We start from the raw sequence: 19,705 nt of genomic DNA on the forward strand, positions 1-19,705 counted from the left end.
CGGCATGGCCGGGCGGGACGCGGGTCAGTAAAAGCCGGCCTCGCCTTCGGGCCGCGTCTTGAAGCGCCGGTGCACCCAGTAGTATTGCGCCGGATCGGGGCGGACTTCGTTTTCGATCAGGCGGTTCAGGCGGGCCGTGGCGGCTTCGGGAGTGTCGTCCCCCGGGAAATCGTCCACCGGCGGGCCGACGATGACCTGGTAGCGGCCGGTGTCGGGGTCGAGACGGCTGATGACGGGCACCACCGCCGCGTCCCAGGCGGCGGCGATCTGGGCCGCCGACAGCAGCGTGGCGGCCGGCACGCCGAAAAACGGCACGAAGGCGCTGCCCTGGCGGCCGAAGTCCATGTCCGGCAGGTAATAGACGGGGATGCCTTTGCGCAGATGCCGGATCAGGCCGCGCACGCCGTCGTGGCGGCTGACCAGGTGGACCTGGTTGAAGCGCCCGCGCCCCAGGCGCACGATCTCGTCGACGTCGGCATCGCTCTGGCGGGTGTAGAGCGTGGCGGATTCCTTCAGGAACAGGGTCAGGCGGGTGGCGGCCGCGTCCAGCGCGATGAAGTGCGGGGCGAACATCAGGATGCGCCGGCCCTGGCCCAGCAGGGCCTGCAAGTGCTGTTCGCCTTGCAGTTCGACGGTGGACAGGATCCGCTCCGGCGTGCCGAACCAGCACAGGCCGCGGTCGATGAAAGACTGGGCCAGCAGCCGGAAATGACGGCGGGCCAGCGCTTCGCGCTGCGCGTCGCTCAGTTCCGGGAAGCAGCGCGCCAGGTTGACGCGCACGATGTGGGCGCGGGACTTCAGCAGCCGGGGCGTCAGCCAGCCCAGAATGCGTCCCCAGCGCAGCCGGGTGGCGGTCGGACAGCGGCCGAAATACGAGAACACCGCCCGCAGCAGGGGTTTTTTATCGAAAGCCATGATCCGGGCATTGTAGGAGGATCAGGGCCGGCGCGGGCAGGCGGCGCCTGCTTGCCGCCCGCAGGGCCGCCCGGCGGGATGCGTCAGGCATCACGCGGCGGATCGTTCAGGGGATCGGGCTGCGGAATGGCCGGGTCGCCGGGGTGCGGCGGCGCGTCATCCGGCCACTTGTAGCGGTTGTAGCTCCACAGATATTGTTCCGGGAAGCGCCGGATCACGGTTTCCATGGCCTGGTTGATCGCCAGGGCCAGGGCTTCCGGCGTCTGCGGCAGGGGTTCCGGCAGGCGCAGGTAGTGGATGCGCCAGCCGCGTCCGCCGGGCAGGCGTTCGCCGGCCGTCAGGATGACCGCGACCCCCGTCTGCAGGGCCAGGCGGGCCGCCAGCGTCATGGTCAGGGCGTATTCGCCGAAAAACGGCAGCCACAGGCCGTCGCCCTCGCGGGGGACCTGGTCGGGCAGCATGCCCACGGCCTCGCCGCGCTTGAGCGCCCGGACGAATTCGCGCACGCCGTTGCGGTTGGCGGGCACGGCTCGCAGATTGTGCATGTCGCGGGCGGATTCCACGATGGGGTCCAGCAGCGCGCTGCGCGACGGGCGGAACATCACGGTCAGCGGGCCGTGCTGCGTCAGGTGGCGGGCGGTGATCTCGAAGCAGCCCAGATGCGGGGTCAGGTAAAGCACGCCGCGGCCTTCGGCCAGCGCGTCATGCACGACGGATTCCTGGTCGCTGCGAGTCAAGGCCAGGCACTGGGACGTGCGCCACCAGACCTTGGGCATCTCCAGGATCATGGCCCCCGATTCGGCCGCCGCCCGGCGCAGGAACGCGGGCGTGTCGTAGCCGGCCCGGCGGGCGTTGGCCTGCAGGCGGCGCCGATAGCGCCCCGGAAAGCAGTACACGAGCAGGCCGATCAGCCGGCCCAGGGACTGGAGCCAGGACAGGGGCAATCGGGCGAGCAGGCGGACGAGGGACAGCAGCATGAGAGGCAGGATGTCCCTGTCGGGCGAGGCGTTTTCAGCAGGCATGGGGTATTTTCGCTTAAAATCCCCTTGATCGCTGAGTTAACCCGACAACTTGCGGAGCGATCCCCGTGCCGGCGACGGCATGGTCTAAACCGCTAAAGCGTCGCGCCCCGATATATCCAGAGGTGCAACGCGTTTCGTTCAACCTCGCGCCGGTCTCCGGCGTACATACAGGACGTATCGCTGTGGCAAACAACGATTTTCTCTTTACCTCGGAATCCGTTTCCGAAGGCCATCCCGACAAGGTCGCCGACCAGATTTCCGACGCGATTCTCGACGCCTTGCTCGAACAGGACCCGAATTCCCGGGTCGCCGCCGAAACCCTCTGCAATACCGGCCTGGTCGTGCTGGCCGGCGAAATCACGTCCCGCGCCAACGTGGATTACATCCAGGTGGCCCGCGACACGATCCGCCGCATCGGCTACGACAATACCGACTACGGCATCGACTACAAGGGCTGCGCGGTGCTGGTCGCCTACGACAAGCAGTCCCCGGACATCGCCCAGGGCGTGGACCGCACGCCGGAAGAAATCCTGAACCAGGGGGCGGGCGACCAGGGGCTGATGTTCGGCTATGCCTGCGACGAGACACCCGACCTGATGCCGGCGCCCATCTGGTACGCGCACCGCATCGTGCAGCGCCAGGCCGAACTGCGCAAGGACGGCCGCCTGCCCTGGCTGCGCCCGGACGCCAAGTCCCAGGTCACCTTCCGCTACCTGGACGGCAAGCCCGCCGAGGTCGATACTGTGGTGCTGTCCACGCAGCATCATCCGGACATCTCCCAGGCGGAAATCCGCGACGCGGCCATTGAACACATAATCCGCCCGGTCTTCGCGGAAGGCCTGCTGACGGACAAGACCCGGTTCCTGATCAACCCGACGGGCAAATTCGTCATCGGCGGCCCGCAGGGCGATTGCGGCCTGACCGGGCGCAAGATCATCGTCGACACCTACGGCGGGGCCTGCCCGCACGGCGGCGGCGCCTTCTCGGGCAAGGACCCGTCGAAGGTCGACCGCTCGGCCGCCTACGCCGCCCGCTACGTGGCGAAGAACGTCGTCGCCGCCGGCCTGGCCCGCCAGTGCCAGGTGCAGGTCAGCTATGCCATCGGCGTGGCCGAACCGATCAACATCACGGTCTACACCGAGGGCACGGGCGTGATCCCCGACGAGCAGATCGCCCGCCTGGTGCGCGAACACTTCGATCTGCGCCCCAAGGGCATCATCAACATGCTGGACCTGCTGCGTCCCATCTACTCCAAGTCCGCCGCCTACGGCCATTTCGGCCGCAGCGAGCCGGAATTCAGCTGGGAAGCCACCGACAAGGTGCAGGTGCTGAAGGCGGCCGCCTGATCACCCGGACGCGGGGCGCGACGCTATCGCGGATGGGTCGCGCCCTGTTCATTCCGGGCCCCGATCCATGGCGGGCCCCGGTCTGGCTCCTTGAAATTTCTCCTTGCCCCGATGCGACGCGTTCGCTGACGGCGCGTCTCGTTTTCCCGTAAATCCGTTTGAAACCAGGATCTTGGTTCTGGGGTCAGGGTTGTCCCTAATCCATTTTTGCCGCCAAAATTGGATACGATATTGGATATGAAGTAATGAATTCCAGGACTGCTTGTCCTGTCTGGTTCCGGGGGGCGTGTGTCAGAAAACTCAATTCAATCCGTGGATGTGGCGGTGATCGGCGCGGGCAGCGTGGGCATCGCCGTCGCCTATTACCTGGCGGTCGAGGAAGGGGTGCGCAGCGTGGCGCTGATCGACCCGCTTGACCCCATGAGCCTGACTTCGGCCCAGTCCGGGGAAAATTACCGGAACTGGTGGCCGCATCCCGTGATGACCGCCTTCACCGATCACTCGATTTCGCTGATGGAAGGCATCGATCGGCAAAGCGGCGGGCGGCTGAACATGACCCGCGGCGGGTACGCGCTGGTCACCCGGCGGCGCAAGCCGCAGGACCTGATCGACAGCCTGTACCAGGGCTATGCGCAATCGCATGCGCCCATCCGCATCCATGACCATGTGTCGTCGCGCTACGACCCGCCTCGGCGGACGCCCTGGGAAGACGCCCCGAACGGCGTCGATGTGCTGCTGGATGCCGCGACCATCCGCAAGACGTTTCCCACCTGCGCGCAGGACATCGCCACCGTCATCCACATCCGCCGCGCCGGATCCATCAGCGCCCAGCAGATGGGCCAGTACATGCTCGAACAGATCCGGGCCCGGGGCGGGCAACTGATCCGCGCCGAGGTGCGGGGCGTGACGCGTGGCGCGCGATACGGCCTGGATCTGAACGGCGGGGCGGGGCGCGGCACCCTCATGGCGGACCGCGTGGTCAATGCCGCGGGCCCGTACCTCAAGGATGTCGGGCAGATGCTGGGATGCGATCTGCCGGTGAAGTCCGTCTTCCAGCAGAAGATCGCCTTCGAGGACCGCGAGGCGGCGATTCCGCGCGATCTGCCGTTCACCATCGATCTGGACGACCAGGTCCTGTTCTGGGAAGACGAAGACCGGGCCCTGCTGGCCGAAGACCCCGACACCCGCCACCTGACCGAACCGATGCGGGGCGGCATCCATTGCCGTCCGGACGGCGCGCCCGACGGGAAATGGATCAAGCTCGGATGGGCGTACAACCAGACGGCGACGGACCCGCACCAGGAAGATCCCATCGATCCCCAGTTCCCCGATACGGTCCTGCGAGGCGCCAGCCGCCTGCATCCGGGCCTGGCCGCGTATATCGGGCGCCTGCCGCGCGGCGCCCGCCATTACGGCGGGTACTACACCATGACCGAGGAAAACTGGCCACTGATCGGTCCGCTTGACGGGCAGGGCGCCTTTGTCGCCGGGGCCTTGTCGGGGTATGGCTCCATGGGGGCCTGCGCGGCGGGGGCCTTGTGCGCCCGGTGGGTGACGGGCCGGCCGCTGCCGGATTTCGCTTCGTCGCTCAGCCTGAGCCGCCATGCGGATGCGGCCTTGATGGCCGAACTGGCCCGGATGGGCAAGGGCAGCCTTTAAGGATTTCACCGCTAGTCGCGCGGCGCGCATCCCCGCCCGGACGGCGCCGCGATTCGTTCTTGCCACAGGAGTGCGATCGGCCATGTCTGATGCTGAACCGGTATCCCTCAAAATCGTCAGGGCCTTGCGCCATGACATCCTGAACGGCGTCCTGCCTCCGGGCCTGCAGATCCGCCAGGAAGCCCTGGCCGACCAGTACGGCGTCAGCCGCGTGCCCGTGCGGGAAGCCCTGCGCCAGCTCGAGGCCGAGGGCCTGGTGGCGTCGGAACTGCATCGCGGCGCCTTCGTGTCCTCGCGCAGCCTCGACGAACTGGAGGAAATGCTGGACATCCGGATCGCGCTCGAATCGCGCGCCTTGAAGCTGGCCATCCCGAACATGACGCCGGAGGTCATCGCCCAGGCGGAAGCGGTGCTCGCCCGGTACGACGGCAGCGAGAACCCCGAAGAATGGCGCGATCTGAACATGAGCTTCCACATGACGCTCTATCGGCCCTGCGGCAGGAACCGGCTCCTGAAGATGATCGAGGACGCCGTGCTGGTCAATCATCAGTTCCTGCGCACCTATATTTCCGTGACGGTCGGCCGCTCCGGTCCGCAAGCCGACCATCACCGGATCTTGCAGGCGTGCGCGGCGCAGGACGCGAAGCGGGCGGTGCGCCTCCTGGAGGCGCACATCGAGAAGACCCGCACGGTATTGCGCCGCAAGCGGCAGGAAGCATCGCGCGACCGGCCTTTTTAGCATTCGACGGATTATCGGGCTTGCCGCCCGACCCACCAAGGAGACAGACCATGAAGAGATTGTTTGCTGCCCTGCTGGCTTCGGGCGCCGCACTGACGTTTTCCGCCGTCCCCGCCCAGGGACAGGCTCTGGACGGGACGCTTGCGAAGATCAAGCAAAGCGGCGAGATCAGCCTGGGCTATCGGGATGTGTCGGTCCCGTTTTCCTATCTGGACGACCGGCCCAAGCCGGTCGGGTTCGCGATGGATCTTTGCAAGAAGGTGGCCGATGCCGCCCAGGCGAAGCTCAAGCTGCCGGACCTGCGCATCAAGCTCGTCCCGATCCAGCTGAGCAATCAGATCCCCCTCATCCAGAACGGGACCATCGATCTGGTGTGCGGGCCCGCCACCAACACGCTGGAACGGCAGAAGGTCGTGGCGTTCAGCGACACGATCTTCGTGTCCAGCATCCGCGCGGTCGTCCGCAAGGACGGCCCCATCAAGTCCTTCAAGGACCTTGCGGGGAAAAACGTCGCGCTGACGGCGGCGTCCACATCGATCGCCTTGTTGAACGCCTATGAACAGAAGCACGATTTCAAAACGGTCCGGGTGCTCAGTTCCGACCATGCTGGGTCGTTCCTGGCCCTGACGACGGGGCGAGCCGATGCCTTCGTGATGGACGACATCCTGCTGGCCAGCATGGTGGCCAACAGCCAGGATCCCGGGAAATGGCGCCTGCTGGACGATGCCCTGCGCGTGGAGCCCTACGGCCTGATCCTGCGCAAGGACGATCCGCAGTTCAAGACTCTGGTCGACAAGACGCTCGTCGGCCTGATGCGCTCGGGCGAATTCCAGTCCCTGTACGACAAGTGGTTCACGCAGCCGATTCCGCCCAAGGGCCTGAATCTGAACTTCCCCATGACGCAGCCTTTGAAGGACGCGATCGCCCATCCGAATGACAAGGGAGTCTGACCGGACGCTTTGGCTTCCATGAGCCGTCGCCGGCCGCCAGCCCGGGGCCGTCGATGACGCAACGCGATCAGTCTGCGGACAAGCCCCTGACCTTTGCGGGTCGGGGGCTTGCTGTTTCTGGGCGGGCCGCGGCGAAGCCTTTCGCGTAGCGCCGATCAGGAACTGGCGCAGCCAGGCTTGTCCTTTCGTCCTTCGGAACTGGCATCGGGGTTAATCCTGATGAAAATTTTTTTTCATCAAACAAAATTTAATGTAAATTTAATATCAAGTCATCAGCCGGGAATCACAAGCGCCTGCCGAGTCCGAGCCGGGCGTTTCGCGGGGTCCCTGCATCTATCTTTCATCGTGGAGTCCGACATGGCCGAACAGACGATTGCCAGCCGCATCCAGGATGCCATGTCCGCTTTGAGCGAGTCGCATCGCCGGATGGCCGATCATGCGCTGGCCCACCCTTTCAAGGTGGCCACGATGTCCATCGACGAGTTCGCTCAGCAGTGCGGGGTATCCGTGGCGACCGCCAACCGTTTCGCGCGGGCCTTGGGGCTGCCTGGGTACGCGCAGTTTCGCGCGGAACTGGCCCGTGGCTTCGAGGAGGCCCTGGCGCCCGTCGAACGCCTGCGCCTGGAGCGCGGGAAGTCGGCCAGCGCAGCCGACATCTTCGCGGCTTCCCTGTACGAGGACGAACGCAACGCGGAGCACACGCGCATGGCGCTGAGCCCGGAACAGTGCGAGCAAGCGGTGCAGGCCATATTGCGGGCGGAACGGATATTCATCATCGGCTTCGGTTCCAGCGGCTTTCTGGCGGGCTTGCTGCAGCGGGGCCTGAGTCAGCATTGCCGGATGGTCGAATCCCTGGCCGGACCCGGGGGCGTCTCGCATGCGGCGCGCCAGTTGTCGCGCCTGCAGCCCAGCGACCTCGTGATCTGCATTGCCTTTCCCCGCTACCTGGCCGATACCGTCACCCTGGCTCAGGCGGCGCGCAATGCGGGCGTTACGGTTCTGGCGCTGACGGATAAACCCTCTTCGCCCCTGGTGCCCCTGGCCGACATCTGCCTGTATGCCGCTACTCAGCGGCAGCTGCTGTCGAACTCCGAGACCGCCGTGCTGGGCCTGATCGAGGCCTTGTCCGCCGCGGTCGCCCACCAGTCCCAACATTCGCTCGTCGCAGCCGCCCAGCTGGCCGAATCGGTCATGCCCTGGCTGATTTATGGAAAACCACGTCATGATTGAACCCGTCATCGCCATCCACGGAGGCGCCGGCGCCATTTCCCGGTCGCGGATCACGCCGGATATGCAGCGGGCCTACGAAGAGGCTTTGTGCGAGGTTCTCCAGGGGGGCGGCCAGGTGCTGGCCCAGGGCGGCTCCGCGCTGGACGCCGTCACGGAGGCCGTGCGCCTGTTGGAAGAGTGCCCCTTGTTCAACGCAGGCCATGGCGCCGTTTTCACGCGGGATGCCGGTCACGAGCTGGACGCCGCCATCATGGACGGCCGCTCGCGCGCCTGTGGCGCGGTGGCCAATGTGCGCACCGTGCGCAATCCGGTGCTGGCCGCCCGGGCCGTGATGGAACATAGCCCTCATGTGTTCTTCGTCGGCGAAGGCGCTGAAGCGTTTGCGCGCGAACAGGGCCTGGAGTGCGTGGATCCCGCGTTTTTCTCCACCCCGCATCGCCTGGAGCAACTGCGCGAGGCCCAAAGCGCGGGCGCCGAGTTCATCGTGCTGGACCACGACGCGGCCCGCGTTGCGCCGCTGGACGAAACCCGCAAGATGGGGACCGTGGGCGCCGTGGCGCTGGACGCCCGGGGCGATCTGGCAGCGGCCACTTCGACCGGCGGCATGACCAATAAGTGGCCGGGCCGGGTGGGTGACAGCCCCATCGTGGGGGCCGGCTGTTATGCCAATAATGCGACTTGCGCCGTGTCTTCCACCGGCAAGGGCGAAGCTTTCATCCGCGCGGTGGCGGCCTACGATATTTCCGCGCTGATGGAGTACGGCGGCTTGCCGTTGGCCGAGGCCGCCCGTCGCGTGGTGCATGACAAGCTGCCGCTGGTGGACGGTGCGGGGGGGCTGATCGCCGTCGACGCGCAAGGCCATGTCGTGATGCCCTTCAATACGGAAGGGATGTATCGCGGCTGTCTGCGTTCGGGCGGCAAGCCCGAAGTGGCGATCTACCGATGACCGGGCGGGCATGATGCGAACGGCAGACACCACCTTTGCGCCTTCGCCCCTGGAAGAGGGGCGCGTGCTGCGCGTCACGGACCTGAGCGTTCAGTTCCGCAGCGCCGATCGGGTCGTGGACGCGGTGCGCAATCTGTCTTTCCACGTGGATCGGGGCGAGACCCTGGCGGTCGTGGGGGAGTCGGGATCGGGCAAGTCCGTGACGTCGTTGGCGCTGATGCGCCTGCTGCGGCATGGCGGCGGACGCATTTTGCAGGGGGAAATGCTGTTGCGCCGGCGCAGCGGCCAGGTTCTGGACCTGGCGACCGCCGGATCCGCGCAGTTGCGCGGGGTGCGGGGCTCGGACATGGCGATGATCTTCCAGGAGCCCATGACGTCGCTCAACCCCATCTTCACCGTGGGCAACCAGATCGCCGAAAGCCTGATCCTGCACCAGAACATGGGGCGCAGGCAGGCGCTGGCGGAAGCCCGGCGCCTGCTGGACCAGGTGCGCATTCCGGATGCCGCCGCCGTTCTGGATCGTTTCCCCCATCAGCTTTCGGGAGGCATGCGCCAGCGGGTGATGATCGCCATGGCCTTGGCTTGCCGGCCGGTGCTGCTGATCGCCGATGAGCCGACCACGGCCCTGGACGTCACCATCCAGGCGCAGATCCTGCAGTTGATCCGTGAGCTGCAGAATGACATGCACATGGGGGTGATTTTCATCACCCACGATATGGGCGTGGTCGCGGAAGTGGCGGACCGTGTGCTGGTCATGCTGCGCGGGGATCGGGTCGAGGCCGGGCCGGCGCAGCAGATCTTCGATCACCCTCAGCAGGCCTATACCCGCGCGTTATTGGCGGCGGTGCCGCGCCTGGGTTCTATGCAGGGAACCGATCATCCCCGCCATTTCCCGCTGGTGGACGCAGCCGCGGCCATGCCGACCGCGGACGAGCGGCAGGGCGGGCAGCCGGTTACCGTCCCGGACGTGTCGCCGGAGGATGTACGGCCTGATCAGCAGGCAGGTTCGCCCATCCTGCGAGTGCGCGATCTGGTAACGCGCTTTGACATCCGCTCGGGATTGCTGGGCCGGGTCACGCATCGCATCCATGCGGTGGAGAAAGTCAGCTTCGACCTCTACGCCGGCGAAACCCTGGCATTGGTGGGTGAATCGGGGTGCGGAAAGTCCACCACAGGCCGTTCCTTGCTGCGCCTGGTGGACAGCCAGGCCGGCGAGATCGAGTTCGACGGACGCAGCATCGGCGCTCTGAAAGGGGCGGAACTGCAATCCTTGCGTCGCAGCATCCAGTTCATATTCCAGGACCCTTTCGCATCGCTCGACCCGCGTTTGACCGTGGGCTATTCCATCATGGAGCCGCTGCTGATTCATCGCTTGGCGAGTCCCCGGGAAGCCGAGGCCGCCATGCTGGCGCTGCTGGACAAGGTCGGCCTGCCGCGCCAGGCAGCGCAGCGCTATCCCCACGAGTTTTCCGGCGGCCAGCGCCAGCGCATTTGCATCGCGCGGGCGCTGGCCTTGCGCCCCAAGGTCATCATCGCGGACGAATCCGTGTCGGCGCTGGACGTTTCCATCCAGGCCCAGATCGTGAATCTGATGATCGATCTGCAGCGGGAAATGGGACTTGCCTTCCTGTTCATTTCGCACGACATGGCGGTGGTCGAGCGCGTCAGTCACCGGGTGGCCGTGATGTACCTGGGGCAGATCGTCGAGATGGGCCCGCGCCGCGCCGTATTCGAGGACCCGCGCCACCCCTATACCCGCAAACTGATGGCGGCGGTGCCGATCGCCGATCCCGCGAAGCGGCAGCGGGACCGGCGATTGCTGTCCGGCGAAATTCCCAGTCCCCGCCGCCGGGTCGGAGACGAACCTGTGACGCAGCCGCTGGTCGAGGTGGCCGCTGGTCATTTTGTCGCGCCGCATCAGCCTGATGCGGCCTATTGAGGAGAGCACTCATGCAGCATTTCAATCTCAAGCGGACTGTGGCCGCGCTGAGCCTGGGGGTCGGTCTGCTGGCGGGGATGCCCGCCATGGCGAGCGACGATGTCACGGTCGCCGTGCCGATCTCGCTGGATTCGCTGGATCCGTACAATACCAATTCCACCCTGGCTCAGGCGGTGGGCAAGAGCTACTACGAGGGCCTGTTCGCCTTCGACAAGGATTTGAACATCCAGCCGCTGCTGGCCACCGGCCACACGGTCAGCGATGACGGCAAGGTCTATACCTTCACCCTGCGCCAGGGGGTCAAGTTCCATGACGGCACGGACTTCAATGCCGAGGCGGTCAAGGTCAATCTCGAGCGCGTGCTGGACAAGGCCAACGGCCTGGCGCGCTACAACCAGTTCAACCGGATCGAAAAGGTTGAAGCGGTCGACCCTTCCACCGTGAGGATCACGCTCAAGGAGCCGTTCTCGGCCTTCATCAACGCGCTGACGCACCCCTCGGCCATGATGATTTCGCCCACGGCCCTGAAAAAGTGGGGCAAGGACATCACCTTCCATCCGACCGGCACCGGCCCCTTCGAGTTCGTCGAATGGAAGCCCTCCACGCATCTGAAGGTGAAGAAGTTCGCGGGCTACTGGCAGAAAGGCTATCCCAAGATCGACACCCTGACGTTCCGCACGGTGACGGACAATAGCTCCCGGGGAGCCATGGTTCAGACCGGCGAAGCCCAGTTCACCTATCCGCTGCCCTATGAACAGGCCAAGCTGCTGGAGAAGGACGACAAGCTGAGCATTGTGGCCGCCCCCTCCATCGTCGCCGACTATGTCGCCCTGAACGTGCAGCACAAGCCGTTCGATGACGTGCGTGTGCGCCAGGCCCTGAACTACGCGATCAACAAGGAAGCGTTGGCCAAGGTCGCATTCGCCGGCTACGCCGTGCCTTCCGCCGGCGTGATTCCCCAGGGCGTGCAGTATGCCGAAAAGATGGCCCCCTGGCCCTACGATCCCAAGAAAGCGCGCGAGTTGCTGAAGGAAGCGGGCTACCCCGACGGCTTCACCACGTCGCTCTGGTCCGCTTACAACGACGGCACCGCTGCCAAGGTCGTGCAGTTCCTGCAGCAGCAGCTGAGGCAGGTCGGCGTGAAGGCTTCCATCGAGCTGCTGGAGTCCGGCCAGCGCGTCCAGCGGGTGCAGTCGGTCAAGGACGCGAAGACGGCGCCGGTGCGCATGTACTACGCGACCTGGTCGGCCTCCACGGGCGAAGCGGACTGGGCTCTGCGGCCGCTCTTTGCCAGCACGGCCTGGCCGCCTGTGTTCAACAACGTCTCCTACTATGCCGACGCCCAGGTGGACAAGTCCATCAGCGATGCCTTGCTGACCACGGACCCGGCCGCGAAGACCCGCCTCTACAACCAGGCGCAAGAACGGATCTGGGAACAGGCCCCCTGGATGTTCCTGGTCAACCGGCGGCTGTTGTCGGCTCAGAGCAAGTCGCTTGAAGGCTTCTACGTGATGCCCGACGGGTCCTTCCAGTATCGGGACGTTGCCCTGAAGCATTGATCGGGCGGGGGCTTCGGCCCCTTGCTCATCGGCGAGACATTATGTTCAGCTACATCATCAAACGCCTTCTGGGCATGATTCCCACCCTGTTGCTGGTCATGGCGGTGGTCTTCCTGTTCGTGCATGCGCTGCCGGGCGACCCCGCCCGGCTGGCGGCGGGCGCGGAGGCCGATCAGGCCACGGTGGAGATCGTGCGTCATCAGCTGGGGCTGGATCTGCCGCTGCCGCAGCAGTTCGTCCGCTACGTCGATCATCTGGCGCATGGCGACCTGGGGAATTCCTTGCGGACCAAGCGTCCTGTGGCGCAAGAGATCGGCGAACGCTTCATGCCGACCCTGACCCTGACGCTGACCAGCATGATCTGGTCGGTGGTCTTCGGCTTGATGGTGGGCGTGGTGTCCGCCGTCTGGCGCAATCGCCTGCCTGATCACGTCGGCATGACCGTGGCGGTTTCGGGCATTTCCTTCCCGGCATTCGCGCTGGGGATGGTGTTGATCCAGGTGTTCTCGGTGCAATTGGGATGGCTGCCCACGGTCGGGGCGGACACCTGGAGGCATTACATCCTGCCGTCCTTCGCCCTGGGCGCCGGCGTGGCCGCCGTCATGGCCCGGTTCACCCGCGCGGCCTTCATCGAGGTCATGCAGGAAGACTATGTGCGCACGGCGCGCGCCAAGGGCCTGGCGGAGCGGGTCGTGGTGATCAAACATACCTTCCGCAATGCGCTCATTCCGGTGGTCACGATGATGGGACTGCAGTTCGGCTTCCTGCTGGGCGGCTCGATCGTCGTGGAAGTCGTCTTCGCCTGGCCGGGCATGGGCAGCCTGCTGATCGACTCCGTGATCATGCGGGACTATCCCGTGATCCAGGGGCTCATCCTGCTGTTCTCGCTGGAATTCCTGTTGATCAACCTGATCGTCGATGTGCTGTACGGCTTCATCAATCCGACGATCCGCTACAAGTAGGTGAGGGCCATGACACAGACCGCCTCCGCGGCGTCCCTGCCGCTCCCGGAAACGGATGTGCGGGTACGCACGCCCCTGCGCGAGTTCTGGCGCAAATTCCGCAGGCAGAAATTGGCCATGTGGGCCGGCGTCTTCATCCTGCTGCTGATCGTGGTCGCGGTGATCGCGCCCTGGATCGTGCCCTTCGATGCGGAGAATTTCTTCGACTATGACGCTTTGAACAGCCCGCCCAGCGCGGTCCACTGGCTGGGTGTGGATTCGCTGGGCCGGGATATTTTCAGCCGCGTCTTGATGGGCGCGCGTATTTCCCTGGCGGCCGGTTTCGTGTCGGTGGCCCTCGGCGCGCTCGTGGGCACGGTCCTGGGCCTGCTGGCGGGGTACTACGAAGGCTGGTGGGATCGCATCACGATGCGTGTGTCGGACGTGCTGCTGGCTTTCCCGGGCATTCTGCTCGCCATCGGCGTGGTGGCCCTGTTGGGGTCGAGCATGGTGAACGTCATCATCGCGGTGGCCATCTTCAGCGTGCCGGCTTTCGCACGGCTGGTGCGCGGGAGCACGCTGGCGATCAAGCACATGACCTACATCGAGGCCATGCGCAGCATCGGCGCTTCGGATCTCGTCATCCTCATGCGCCATATCCTGCCGGGCACGATCTCCCCCATCGTGGTGTACGGTACGATGCGCATCGGGACTTCGATCATCACGGCCGCCAGCCTGTCTTTTCTGGGGCTGGGCGCGCAGCCGCCCACGCCCGAATGGGGCGCCATGCTGAACGAGGCCCGCGCCGACATGCTGCTGGCCCCGCACGTGGCCATCTTTCCCGCCCTGGCCATTTTCCTGACCGTGCTGGCCTTCAACCTGGTGGGCGATGGCCTGAGGGACGCCCTGGATCCCAAGATCGAATAATGCATTCATCCAACCTACAGGATTTTCCGGCGCCCTGGGCGCCTCGCGTCGGCGTGCTTCCCTCCGGCGCGCTGGATCTGATCAGCGATGTGAGCGGCGTGCGCGTCGGGCATGTCACCCTGGCGCAGGAAGCGGTGCAGACCGGGGTGTCCGTGATCCATCCCCATGATGGCGATCCGTTCCTTGAGCGTGCGCCTGCGGCTGTGACCGTCCTCAACGGGTTCGGCAAGAGCATCGGTCTGGTGCAGGTGCGCGAACTGGGCGTGATTGAAAGCCCCATCGCGCTCACCAACACGTTCTCGGTCGGCGAGGTCGCCATGGCGCAGTTGCGACAGGCCAGCGCCCGGCATCCGCAGATCGGCAGGGATTGGCCGACGCTCAATTCGCTGGTGCTGGAGTGCAACGATGGCTATCTGAACGACATCCAGGCTTTCGCCGTCCAGCGCGCGCATTACGATCAGGCCTGCGCGGATGCCCGCGCTGATTTCGCCTCGGGCAGCGTGGGCGCTGGACGCGGCATGTCTTGTTTTCAGCTCAAGGGCGGCATCGGCTCGGCCTCTCGCCTGGCTCGATGGGACGACGGCCTGGAGCACACGGTCGGCGCCCTGGTGCTGGCCAATTTCGGACAGCAGGCCAATCTGACCGTTGGCGGAGCGCCGCTCGGACAGCGGATCGTCCGCCAGCTTGGCGGCGGAAAGCCTCAGGCCGAACCGGACAAAGGCTCCATCATCATGATCCTGGCGACCGATGCGCCGCTGGACGCGCGCCAGCTGGGGCGCCTGTCGCTGCGCGCGGCGGTCGGGCTGGCTCGCACCGGCTCGGTGTATGGCCATGGCAGCGGGGACATCGCGCTGGCCTTCAGCACCGCCTATCGCATTCCTTTCTCGGCGCAAGCGCCCATGCCGGCGCTGGCCATGCTGCATGAAACCCGCCTGGACGCGCTCTTCGCCGCCGCCGCCGAGTCGGTCGAGCAGGCCATCATTCATGCGCTCTGGTCCGCCGAAACCGTGACCGGTCGGGACGGCCACACGCGCGTCGCCTTGCGCGATCGCTGTCCGGATTGGCGTGGCTGGCTGGCGCCGGTCGCCGAAGGCGCGCAGCCCGAGCCGCAGGCGGCCTGGCGGATTTGAAAGACTGTCGTTAAGGAACACACTGTCATGAAGATTCTGATCTCTGTCGACATCGAAGGCGTGGCCGGCGTTACGCATGCGGAACAGGTGCGGCCGGGCAATCCTGAATACGAGCGCGCCCGCGCCTGGATGACCGCGGAAGCCGACGCGGCCATCCGCGGCGCCTTTGAGGGGGGCGCCGAGGAAGTGCGGGTGAACGATTCGCACGGCGGGTTTCGCAACCTGCTGCTTGACCGCCTGGACGAGCGCGCCCGGATCATCACCGGCAAGCCGCGCAACCTGGGCATGGTGGCTGGCGTGGAAGGTTGCGATGCGGTGTTTCTGATCGGCTATCACGCTGGCGCGGGACGCTCCGGCATTCTGGCGCATACGATCAACAGCTTTGCCTTCCGGCGCGTCAGCGTCAATGGCGCGGAGCTGAACGAGGCCGGGCTCTATGGGGCCCTGGCTGCTGAATATGGCGCCCCCGTGGCGCTGATGGCGGGAGACGATGCCTTCATCGCGGAAACCCGCGATCGTTTTCCCGGTGCTGTGACAGTGCAGACCAAGCAGGCGACGGGCCACGCCAGCGGCGTGTCGCTGGCGCCGGCGCAGTCCTGCGCGGCGATCCGGGCCGCCGCTGTCCGGGCGATGGGGCAGGTGAAGGCGCTGAGTGTTCCGTCGCGGCAAGAACCGGGTTTTCGTTGCGAACTGACGACTCAGACGCCGGGTCTGGCGGACTTGTTCTGCCAGTGGCCGACTCTGGAACGCCTGGATGCCACGACGCTGGCCTTCGAGGCGGATCGCATGGAATCCGTGGTGCGTATTCTGAATTGCCTGTCGGCCATGTCCACGATGCTGCGCTGATCGGGGCGGCCCTGTCCGATGGCGCTTGCTTGCCGATTCGGCGCGTTATAATGACCCCCTTTTCCTGAGGGGCGCTGCACCGGCCCCGCCGGCCCGTCGCGGGCCTCGATGCGGGCCGCCAGGCTCAGGAACCTTCTTCATGAACGGCGCCCATCGTTGCCCTGCGCGGGCAGGGGTGGGCGGCAACCGTTCCCCCGCTGCGCAGGCTCTACAGGGATACCATGAGCACTGCACACGACTACGTCATCGCCGACATCGCCCTGGCCGATTGGGGCCGTCGCGAACTTTCCATTGCCGAAACCGAGATGCCGGGCCTGATGGCCACGCGCGAGGAATTCGCCGCATCGCAGCCGCTGAAGGGCGCCCGCATCGCCGGCAGCCTGCACATGACCATCCAGACGGGTGTGCTGATCGAGACCCTGAAGGCGCTGGGGGCGGAAGTCCGCTGGGCATCGTGCAACATCTTCTCCACCCAGGACCACGCCGCCGCCGCGATCGCCGCCGGCGGCACCCCTGTGTTCGCCGTCAAGGGCGAATCCCTGGAAGACTACTGGCAGTACACCCACCGCATTTTCGACTGGCCCGGCGAACAGGCCAACATGATCCTGGACGACGGCGGCGACGCCACGCTGCTGCTGCACCTGGGCGCGCGCGCCGAGACCGATGCGTCCGTGATCGCCAAGCCCGAAAACGAGGAAGAACGCGTCCTGTTCGCCTCCATCAAGGCGAAACTGGCCCAGGACCCCGCCTGGTATTCCATCCGCCTGGCGCAGATCCGGGGCGTGACCGAGGAAACCACCACGGGCGTGCATCGCCTGTATCAGATGTCCCAGCGCGGCGAACTGAAGATCCCGGCCATCAACGTCAATGACTCGGTGACCAAGTCCAAGTTCGACAACCTGTACGGCTGCCGCGAATCGCTGGTGGACGGCATCAAGCGCGCCACCGACGTCATGGTGGCGGGCAAGATCGCCATCGTCTGCGGTTTCGGCGACGTGGGCAAGGGCTGCGCCCAGGCCCTGGCGGCGCTGCGCGCCCAGGTCTGGGTCACGGAAGTCGATCCCATCTGCGCCCTGCAGGCCTCCATGGAAGGCTACCGGGTCGTGGACCTGAACGACAAGGACGTCGTCGAGCAGGCCGACATCTTCGTCACCGCCACCGGCAACTACCATGTGATCGACCGCGACCATCTGTACCGCATGAAGGACCAGGCCATCGTCTGCAACATCGGCCACTTCGACAGCGAGATCAACGTGGCCTCGGTCGAGGACCTGCAGTGGGAAGAGATCAAGCCCCAGGTCGACCACGTCATCTTCCCCGACGGCAAGCGCATCATCCTGCTGGCCAAGGGCCGCCTGGTGAACCTGGGCTGCGCCACGGGGCACCCGTCCTTCGTGATGTCGGCCTCCTTCACCAACCAGACCATCGCCCAGATCGAGCTGTTCACGCGCGGCGATCAGTACAAGACCGGCCAGGTCTACGTGCTGCCGAAGCATCTGGACGAAAAGGTCGCCCGCCTGCACCTGAAGAAGCTGGGCGTGCGCCTGACGACCCTGTCGCAGAAGCAGGCCGACTACATCGGTGTGCCGGTCAAGGGGCCGTTCAAGCCCGGCCACTATCGCTATTGATCCCCCTAGGAGCCCATCATGCTATTGCTTGTCTGGATCCTGAACGCGGTCGCCCTGCTGGTGGTGGCCTACCTGCTGCCCGGCATCACGGTGGCCTCCTTCGGCTCGGCGCTGATCGCCGCGCTGGTGCTGGGCCTGCTCAATGCCATCGTCAAGCCGTTGCTCATCCTGCTGACCCTGCCGCTGACCATCGTCACGCTGGGCCTGTTCCTGCTCGTGCTCAACGCCCTGGTGTTCTGGTGGGCGGGCTCGATCCTGAAGGGCTTCCAGGTGGACGGCTTCTGGTGGGCCGTGATCGGCGCCATCGTCTACAGCCTGGTGTCCGGCGTGCTGGCCAGCCTGCTGCTGCAATAAGGAATTCCGGGAAACCATGCCACATCCTGCAAAACCGGGGACGTCCGTCCTCAGTCTGGAATATTTTCCGCCCCGCGACATCGCCGCCCAGGAACGCCTGGTGCGCTCGGCCAAGCGCCTGGCGGCCCTGAACCCCGCCTACGTCAGCGTCACGTTCGGCGCGGGCGGGTCCACCCGCACGGGCACGGTCGACACCGTGCAGATGCTGCGCAACCTGGGCACCGACGTGGCGCCGCACCTGTCCTGCATCGGGGCCACGCGCGACGATCTGCGCACGATCCTGGACGACTACCGCAGCCGCGGCATCCACCGGCTGGTGGCCCTGCGCGGCGACCTGCCCTCGGGCATGGGGGGCGACACCGGCGACCTGCATCATGCCAGCGAACTGGTGCGCTTCGTGCGGGAACAATACGGCGACGCCTTCCACATCGAAGTGGCGGCGTACCCGGAAATGCACCCTCAGGCGGAAAGCGCCGAACAGGACCTGCGGCATTTCGTCGACAAGGTGCGGGCCGGCGCCGACGGCGCGATCACGCAGTATTTCTTCAATCCGGATGCGTATTTCGATTTCGTCGATCGGGCGCGCGCCAAAGGCGTCGACATCCCCATCACGCCGGGCATCATGCCCCTGACGAACTACACCCAGCTGGCGCGGTTCTCGTCCATGTGCGGGGCGGAAATCCCGCGCTGGATGCGGCTGCGCCTGCAGGATTTCGGCGACGACAAGGCGTCGATCCGGGCGTTCGGCGTCGACGTCATCACGAGCCTGTGCGCGCGGCTATTGGAAAACGGCGCCCCCGGGGTGCACTTCTACACCCTGAACAATGCGGATGCCGTGGTGCAGATCTGCGACCGGCTGCGGATCGGGGCGTGACGCTTCGCAAGGCCGGGCGGCGCGGCCCGAGCCGGCGCGGCGTTACAGTTCCGGGGCCGGGACGGCCCAGCCCTTGTCGGTCAGGACGGCGTCCAGACGGACGTCGTGCGGGGCCGGAACATAGGTTTCCGCGCTGAGATCCCCGCTGGCCCAGGCGATGCCGATGGTGGTGAAGGCATGGCCGGATGCCTGCAAGGCCGCCAGCGTGCGGTCGTAATAGCCGCCGCCGTACCCCAGGCGGTCGCCCTGGCGGGTGAAGCCCAGGGTCGGCACCAGGATCAGGTCCGGCGCGGGGGCGTCGGGGCCGTCGGGTTCCTGGATGCCGTAGGCGCCCGCGCGCATCGGCGTGTCCGGCGTCCAGCGGCGAAACGACAGCGGGGCCCCGGGGCCCGTCACCACGGGCAGGGATACCGTCAGGGATTCGTCCTGCGCCCACTGGCGCAGCAGCGCCTGCAGGGCGGGTTCGTCGGGCATGGACCAGAAGGCCGCGATGTGGCGGACGTCCGCCCGGCCCGCTTCGCGCAGGGCGGTCCGGCGGCCGGCCAGCCAGGTGTAGAGGCGGCCGCGGATCAGCAGGGCGCCCCGGTCGCGGTCGGCGGCGGGCAGGGCCGCGCGGCGTTGTTTCAGTCGCGTCCTCAGGGGGACTGCGTTATCCTGTGCGTTCTGATTCATAAGGCAAGCAGTAGCTGTGGAGTGGCGT

Annotated in this window: 18 protein-coding genes and 1 riboswitch; of the genes, 15 read left to right on the forward strand and 3 right to left on the reverse strand. The window is 66.1% G+C overall.

The genetic code is table 11. From position 1 onward, the window contains the following. Positions 1 to 24: 24 nt before the first annotated feature. The gene (locus Q0263_RS01880; RefSeq protein ID WP_298012817.1) at positions 25 to 915 is read right to left on the reverse strand and encodes a lysophospholipid acyltransferase family protein; all 891 of its coding nucleotides are present in this window, start codon (positions 913 to 915) and stop codon (positions 25 to 27) included. Positions 916 to 998: 83 nt separating this feature from the next. Continuing rightward, positions 999 to 1,892 carry a lysophospholipid acyltransferase family protein gene (locus Q0263_RS01885; protein WP_298013368.1) on the reverse strand — a complete coding sequence of 298 codons (894 nt, stop codon included), beginning with the start codon at positions 1,890 to 1,892 and terminating at the stop codon, positions 999 to 1,001. Positions 1,893 to 2,119: 227 nt separating this feature from the next. Between Q0263_RS01885 and metK the strand changes: the two genes are divergently transcribed. The 15 genes from metK (at position 2,120) to metF (ending at position 19,005) form a co-directional block, all read left to right on the forward strand. After that, the gene (gene metK / locus Q0263_RS01890; RefSeq protein WP_298012819.1) at positions 2,120 to 3,283 is read left to right on the forward strand and encodes a methionine adenosyltransferase; all 1,164 of its coding nucleotides are present in this window, start codon (positions 2,120 to 2,122) and stop codon (positions 3,281 to 3,283) included. A gap of 288 nt (positions 3,284 to 3,571) precedes the next feature. Next, on the forward strand, positions 3,572 to 4,942 hold the full coding sequence (locus Q0263_RS01895; protein ID WP_298012820.1) for an FAD-dependent oxidoreductase: 1,371 nt from the start codon (positions 3,572 to 3,574) through the stop codon (positions 4,940 to 4,942). 82 nt (positions 4,943 to 5,024) lie between these two features. Next, the gene (locus Q0263_RS01900) at positions 5,025 to 5,681 is read left to right on the forward strand and encodes a GntR family transcriptional regulator (protein WP_298012822.1); all 657 of its coding nucleotides are present in this window, start codon (positions 5,025 to 5,027) and stop codon (positions 5,679 to 5,681) included. Between the two features lie 50 nt (positions 5,682 to 5,731). Then, the gene (locus tag Q0263_RS01905) at positions 5,732 to 6,631 is read left to right on the forward strand and encodes a transporter substrate-binding domain-containing protein (protein WP_298012824.1); all 900 of its coding nucleotides are present in this window, start codon (positions 5,732 to 5,734) and stop codon (positions 6,629 to 6,631) included. Positions 6,632 to 6,988: 357 nt separating this feature from the next. Continuing rightward, the gene (locus Q0263_RS01910; protein ID WP_298012825.1) at positions 6,989 to 7,861 is read left to right on the forward strand and encodes a MurR/RpiR family transcriptional regulator; all 873 of its coding nucleotides are present in this window, start codon (positions 6,989 to 6,991) and stop codon (positions 7,859 to 7,861) included. Beyond that, on the forward strand, positions 7,854 to 8,807 hold the full coding sequence (locus tag Q0263_RS01915) for an isoaspartyl peptidase/L-asparaginase family protein (protein WP_298012827.1): 954 nt from the start codon (positions 7,854 to 7,856) through the stop codon (positions 8,805 to 8,807). The genes Q0263_RS01910 and Q0263_RS01915 overlap by 8 nt, the downstream gene beginning before the upstream one ends. A gap of 10 nt (positions 8,808 to 8,817) precedes the next feature. Further along, the gene (locus Q0263_RS01920; RefSeq protein ID WP_298012829.1) at positions 8,818 to 10,746 is read left to right on the forward strand and encodes a dipeptide ABC transporter ATP-binding protein; all 1,929 of its coding nucleotides are present in this window, start codon (positions 8,818 to 8,820) and stop codon (positions 10,744 to 10,746) included. Between the two features lie 11 nt (positions 10,747 to 10,757). Continuing rightward, complete coding sequence (gsiB, locus tag Q0263_RS01925; RefSeq protein ID WP_298012830.1) at positions 10,758 to 12,305, forward strand: glutathione ABC transporter substrate-binding protein GsiB; 1,548 nt, start codon at positions 10,758 to 10,760, stop codon at positions 12,303 to 12,305. A 41-nt stretch (positions 12,306 to 12,346) separates the two neighbouring features. Next, positions 12,347 to 13,267 (forward strand): glutathione ABC transporter permease GsiC, encoded by a 921-nt coding sequence (gene gsiC, locus Q0263_RS01930; protein WP_298012832.1) that lies wholly within the window; start codon positions 12,347 to 12,349, stop codon positions 13,265 to 13,267. A 9-nt stretch (positions 13,268 to 13,276) separates the two neighbouring features. Continuing rightward, positions 13,277 to 14,173, forward strand: coding sequence for a glutathione ABC transporter permease GsiD (gene gsiD, locus Q0263_RS01935; protein WP_298012834.1), 897 nt, complete (start codon positions 13,277 to 13,279; stop codon positions 14,171 to 14,173). Next, the gene (locus Q0263_RS01940; protein ID WP_298012835.1) at positions 14,173 to 15,303 is read left to right on the forward strand and encodes a P1 family peptidase; all 1,131 of its coding nucleotides are present in this window, start codon (positions 14,173 to 14,175) and stop codon (positions 15,301 to 15,303) included. The genes gsiD and Q0263_RS01940 overlap by 1 nt, the downstream gene beginning before the upstream one ends. Before the next feature lie 27 nt (positions 15,304 to 15,330). Continuing rightward, entirely contained in the window at positions 15,331 to 16,149 is an 819-nt protein-coding gene (locus Q0263_RS01945; RefSeq protein ID WP_298012837.1) for a M55 family metallopeptidase, read from the forward strand. Between the two features lie 60 nt (positions 16,150 to 16,209). After that, a riboswitch (S-adenosyl-L-homocysteine riboswitch) is annotated at positions 16,210 to 16,308 on the forward strand. A gap of 62 nt (positions 16,309 to 16,370) precedes the next feature. Then, positions 16,371 to 17,777 (forward strand): adenosylhomocysteinase, encoded by a 1,407-nt coding sequence (gene ahcY / locus Q0263_RS01950; RefSeq protein ID WP_298012838.1) that lies wholly within the window; start codon positions 16,371 to 16,373, stop codon positions 17,775 to 17,777. Between the two features lie 15 nt (positions 17,778 to 17,792). Next, positions 17,793 to 18,131 (forward strand): phage holin family protein, encoded by a 339-nt coding sequence (locus Q0263_RS01955; RefSeq protein ID WP_298013370.1) that lies wholly within the window; start codon positions 17,793 to 17,795, stop codon positions 18,129 to 18,131. A 16-nt stretch (positions 18,132 to 18,147) separates the two neighbouring features. After that, a complete protein-coding gene (gene metF, locus Q0263_RS01960; protein WP_298012840.1) occupies positions 18,148 to 19,005 on the forward strand; it encodes a methylenetetrahydrofolate reductase [NAD(P)H] in 858 nt (285 codons plus the stop codon). Between the two features lie 42 nt (positions 19,006 to 19,047). On the opposite strand, the gene Q0263_RS01965 is transcribed toward metF, so the two are convergent. Next, a complete protein-coding gene (locus Q0263_RS01965; RefSeq protein WP_298012842.1) occupies positions 19,048 to 19,677 on the reverse strand; it encodes a 5-formyltetrahydrofolate cyclo-ligase in 630 nt (209 codons plus the stop codon). Positions 19,678 to 19,705 lie beyond the last annotated feature (28 nt).

Origin of the sequence: uncultured Castellaniella sp., from assembly GCF_937988725.1 — a bacterium.
In the GTDB taxonomy this organism is placed as follows: Bacteria; Pseudomonadota; Gammaproteobacteria; order Burkholderiales; family Burkholderiaceae_B; genus Castellaniella.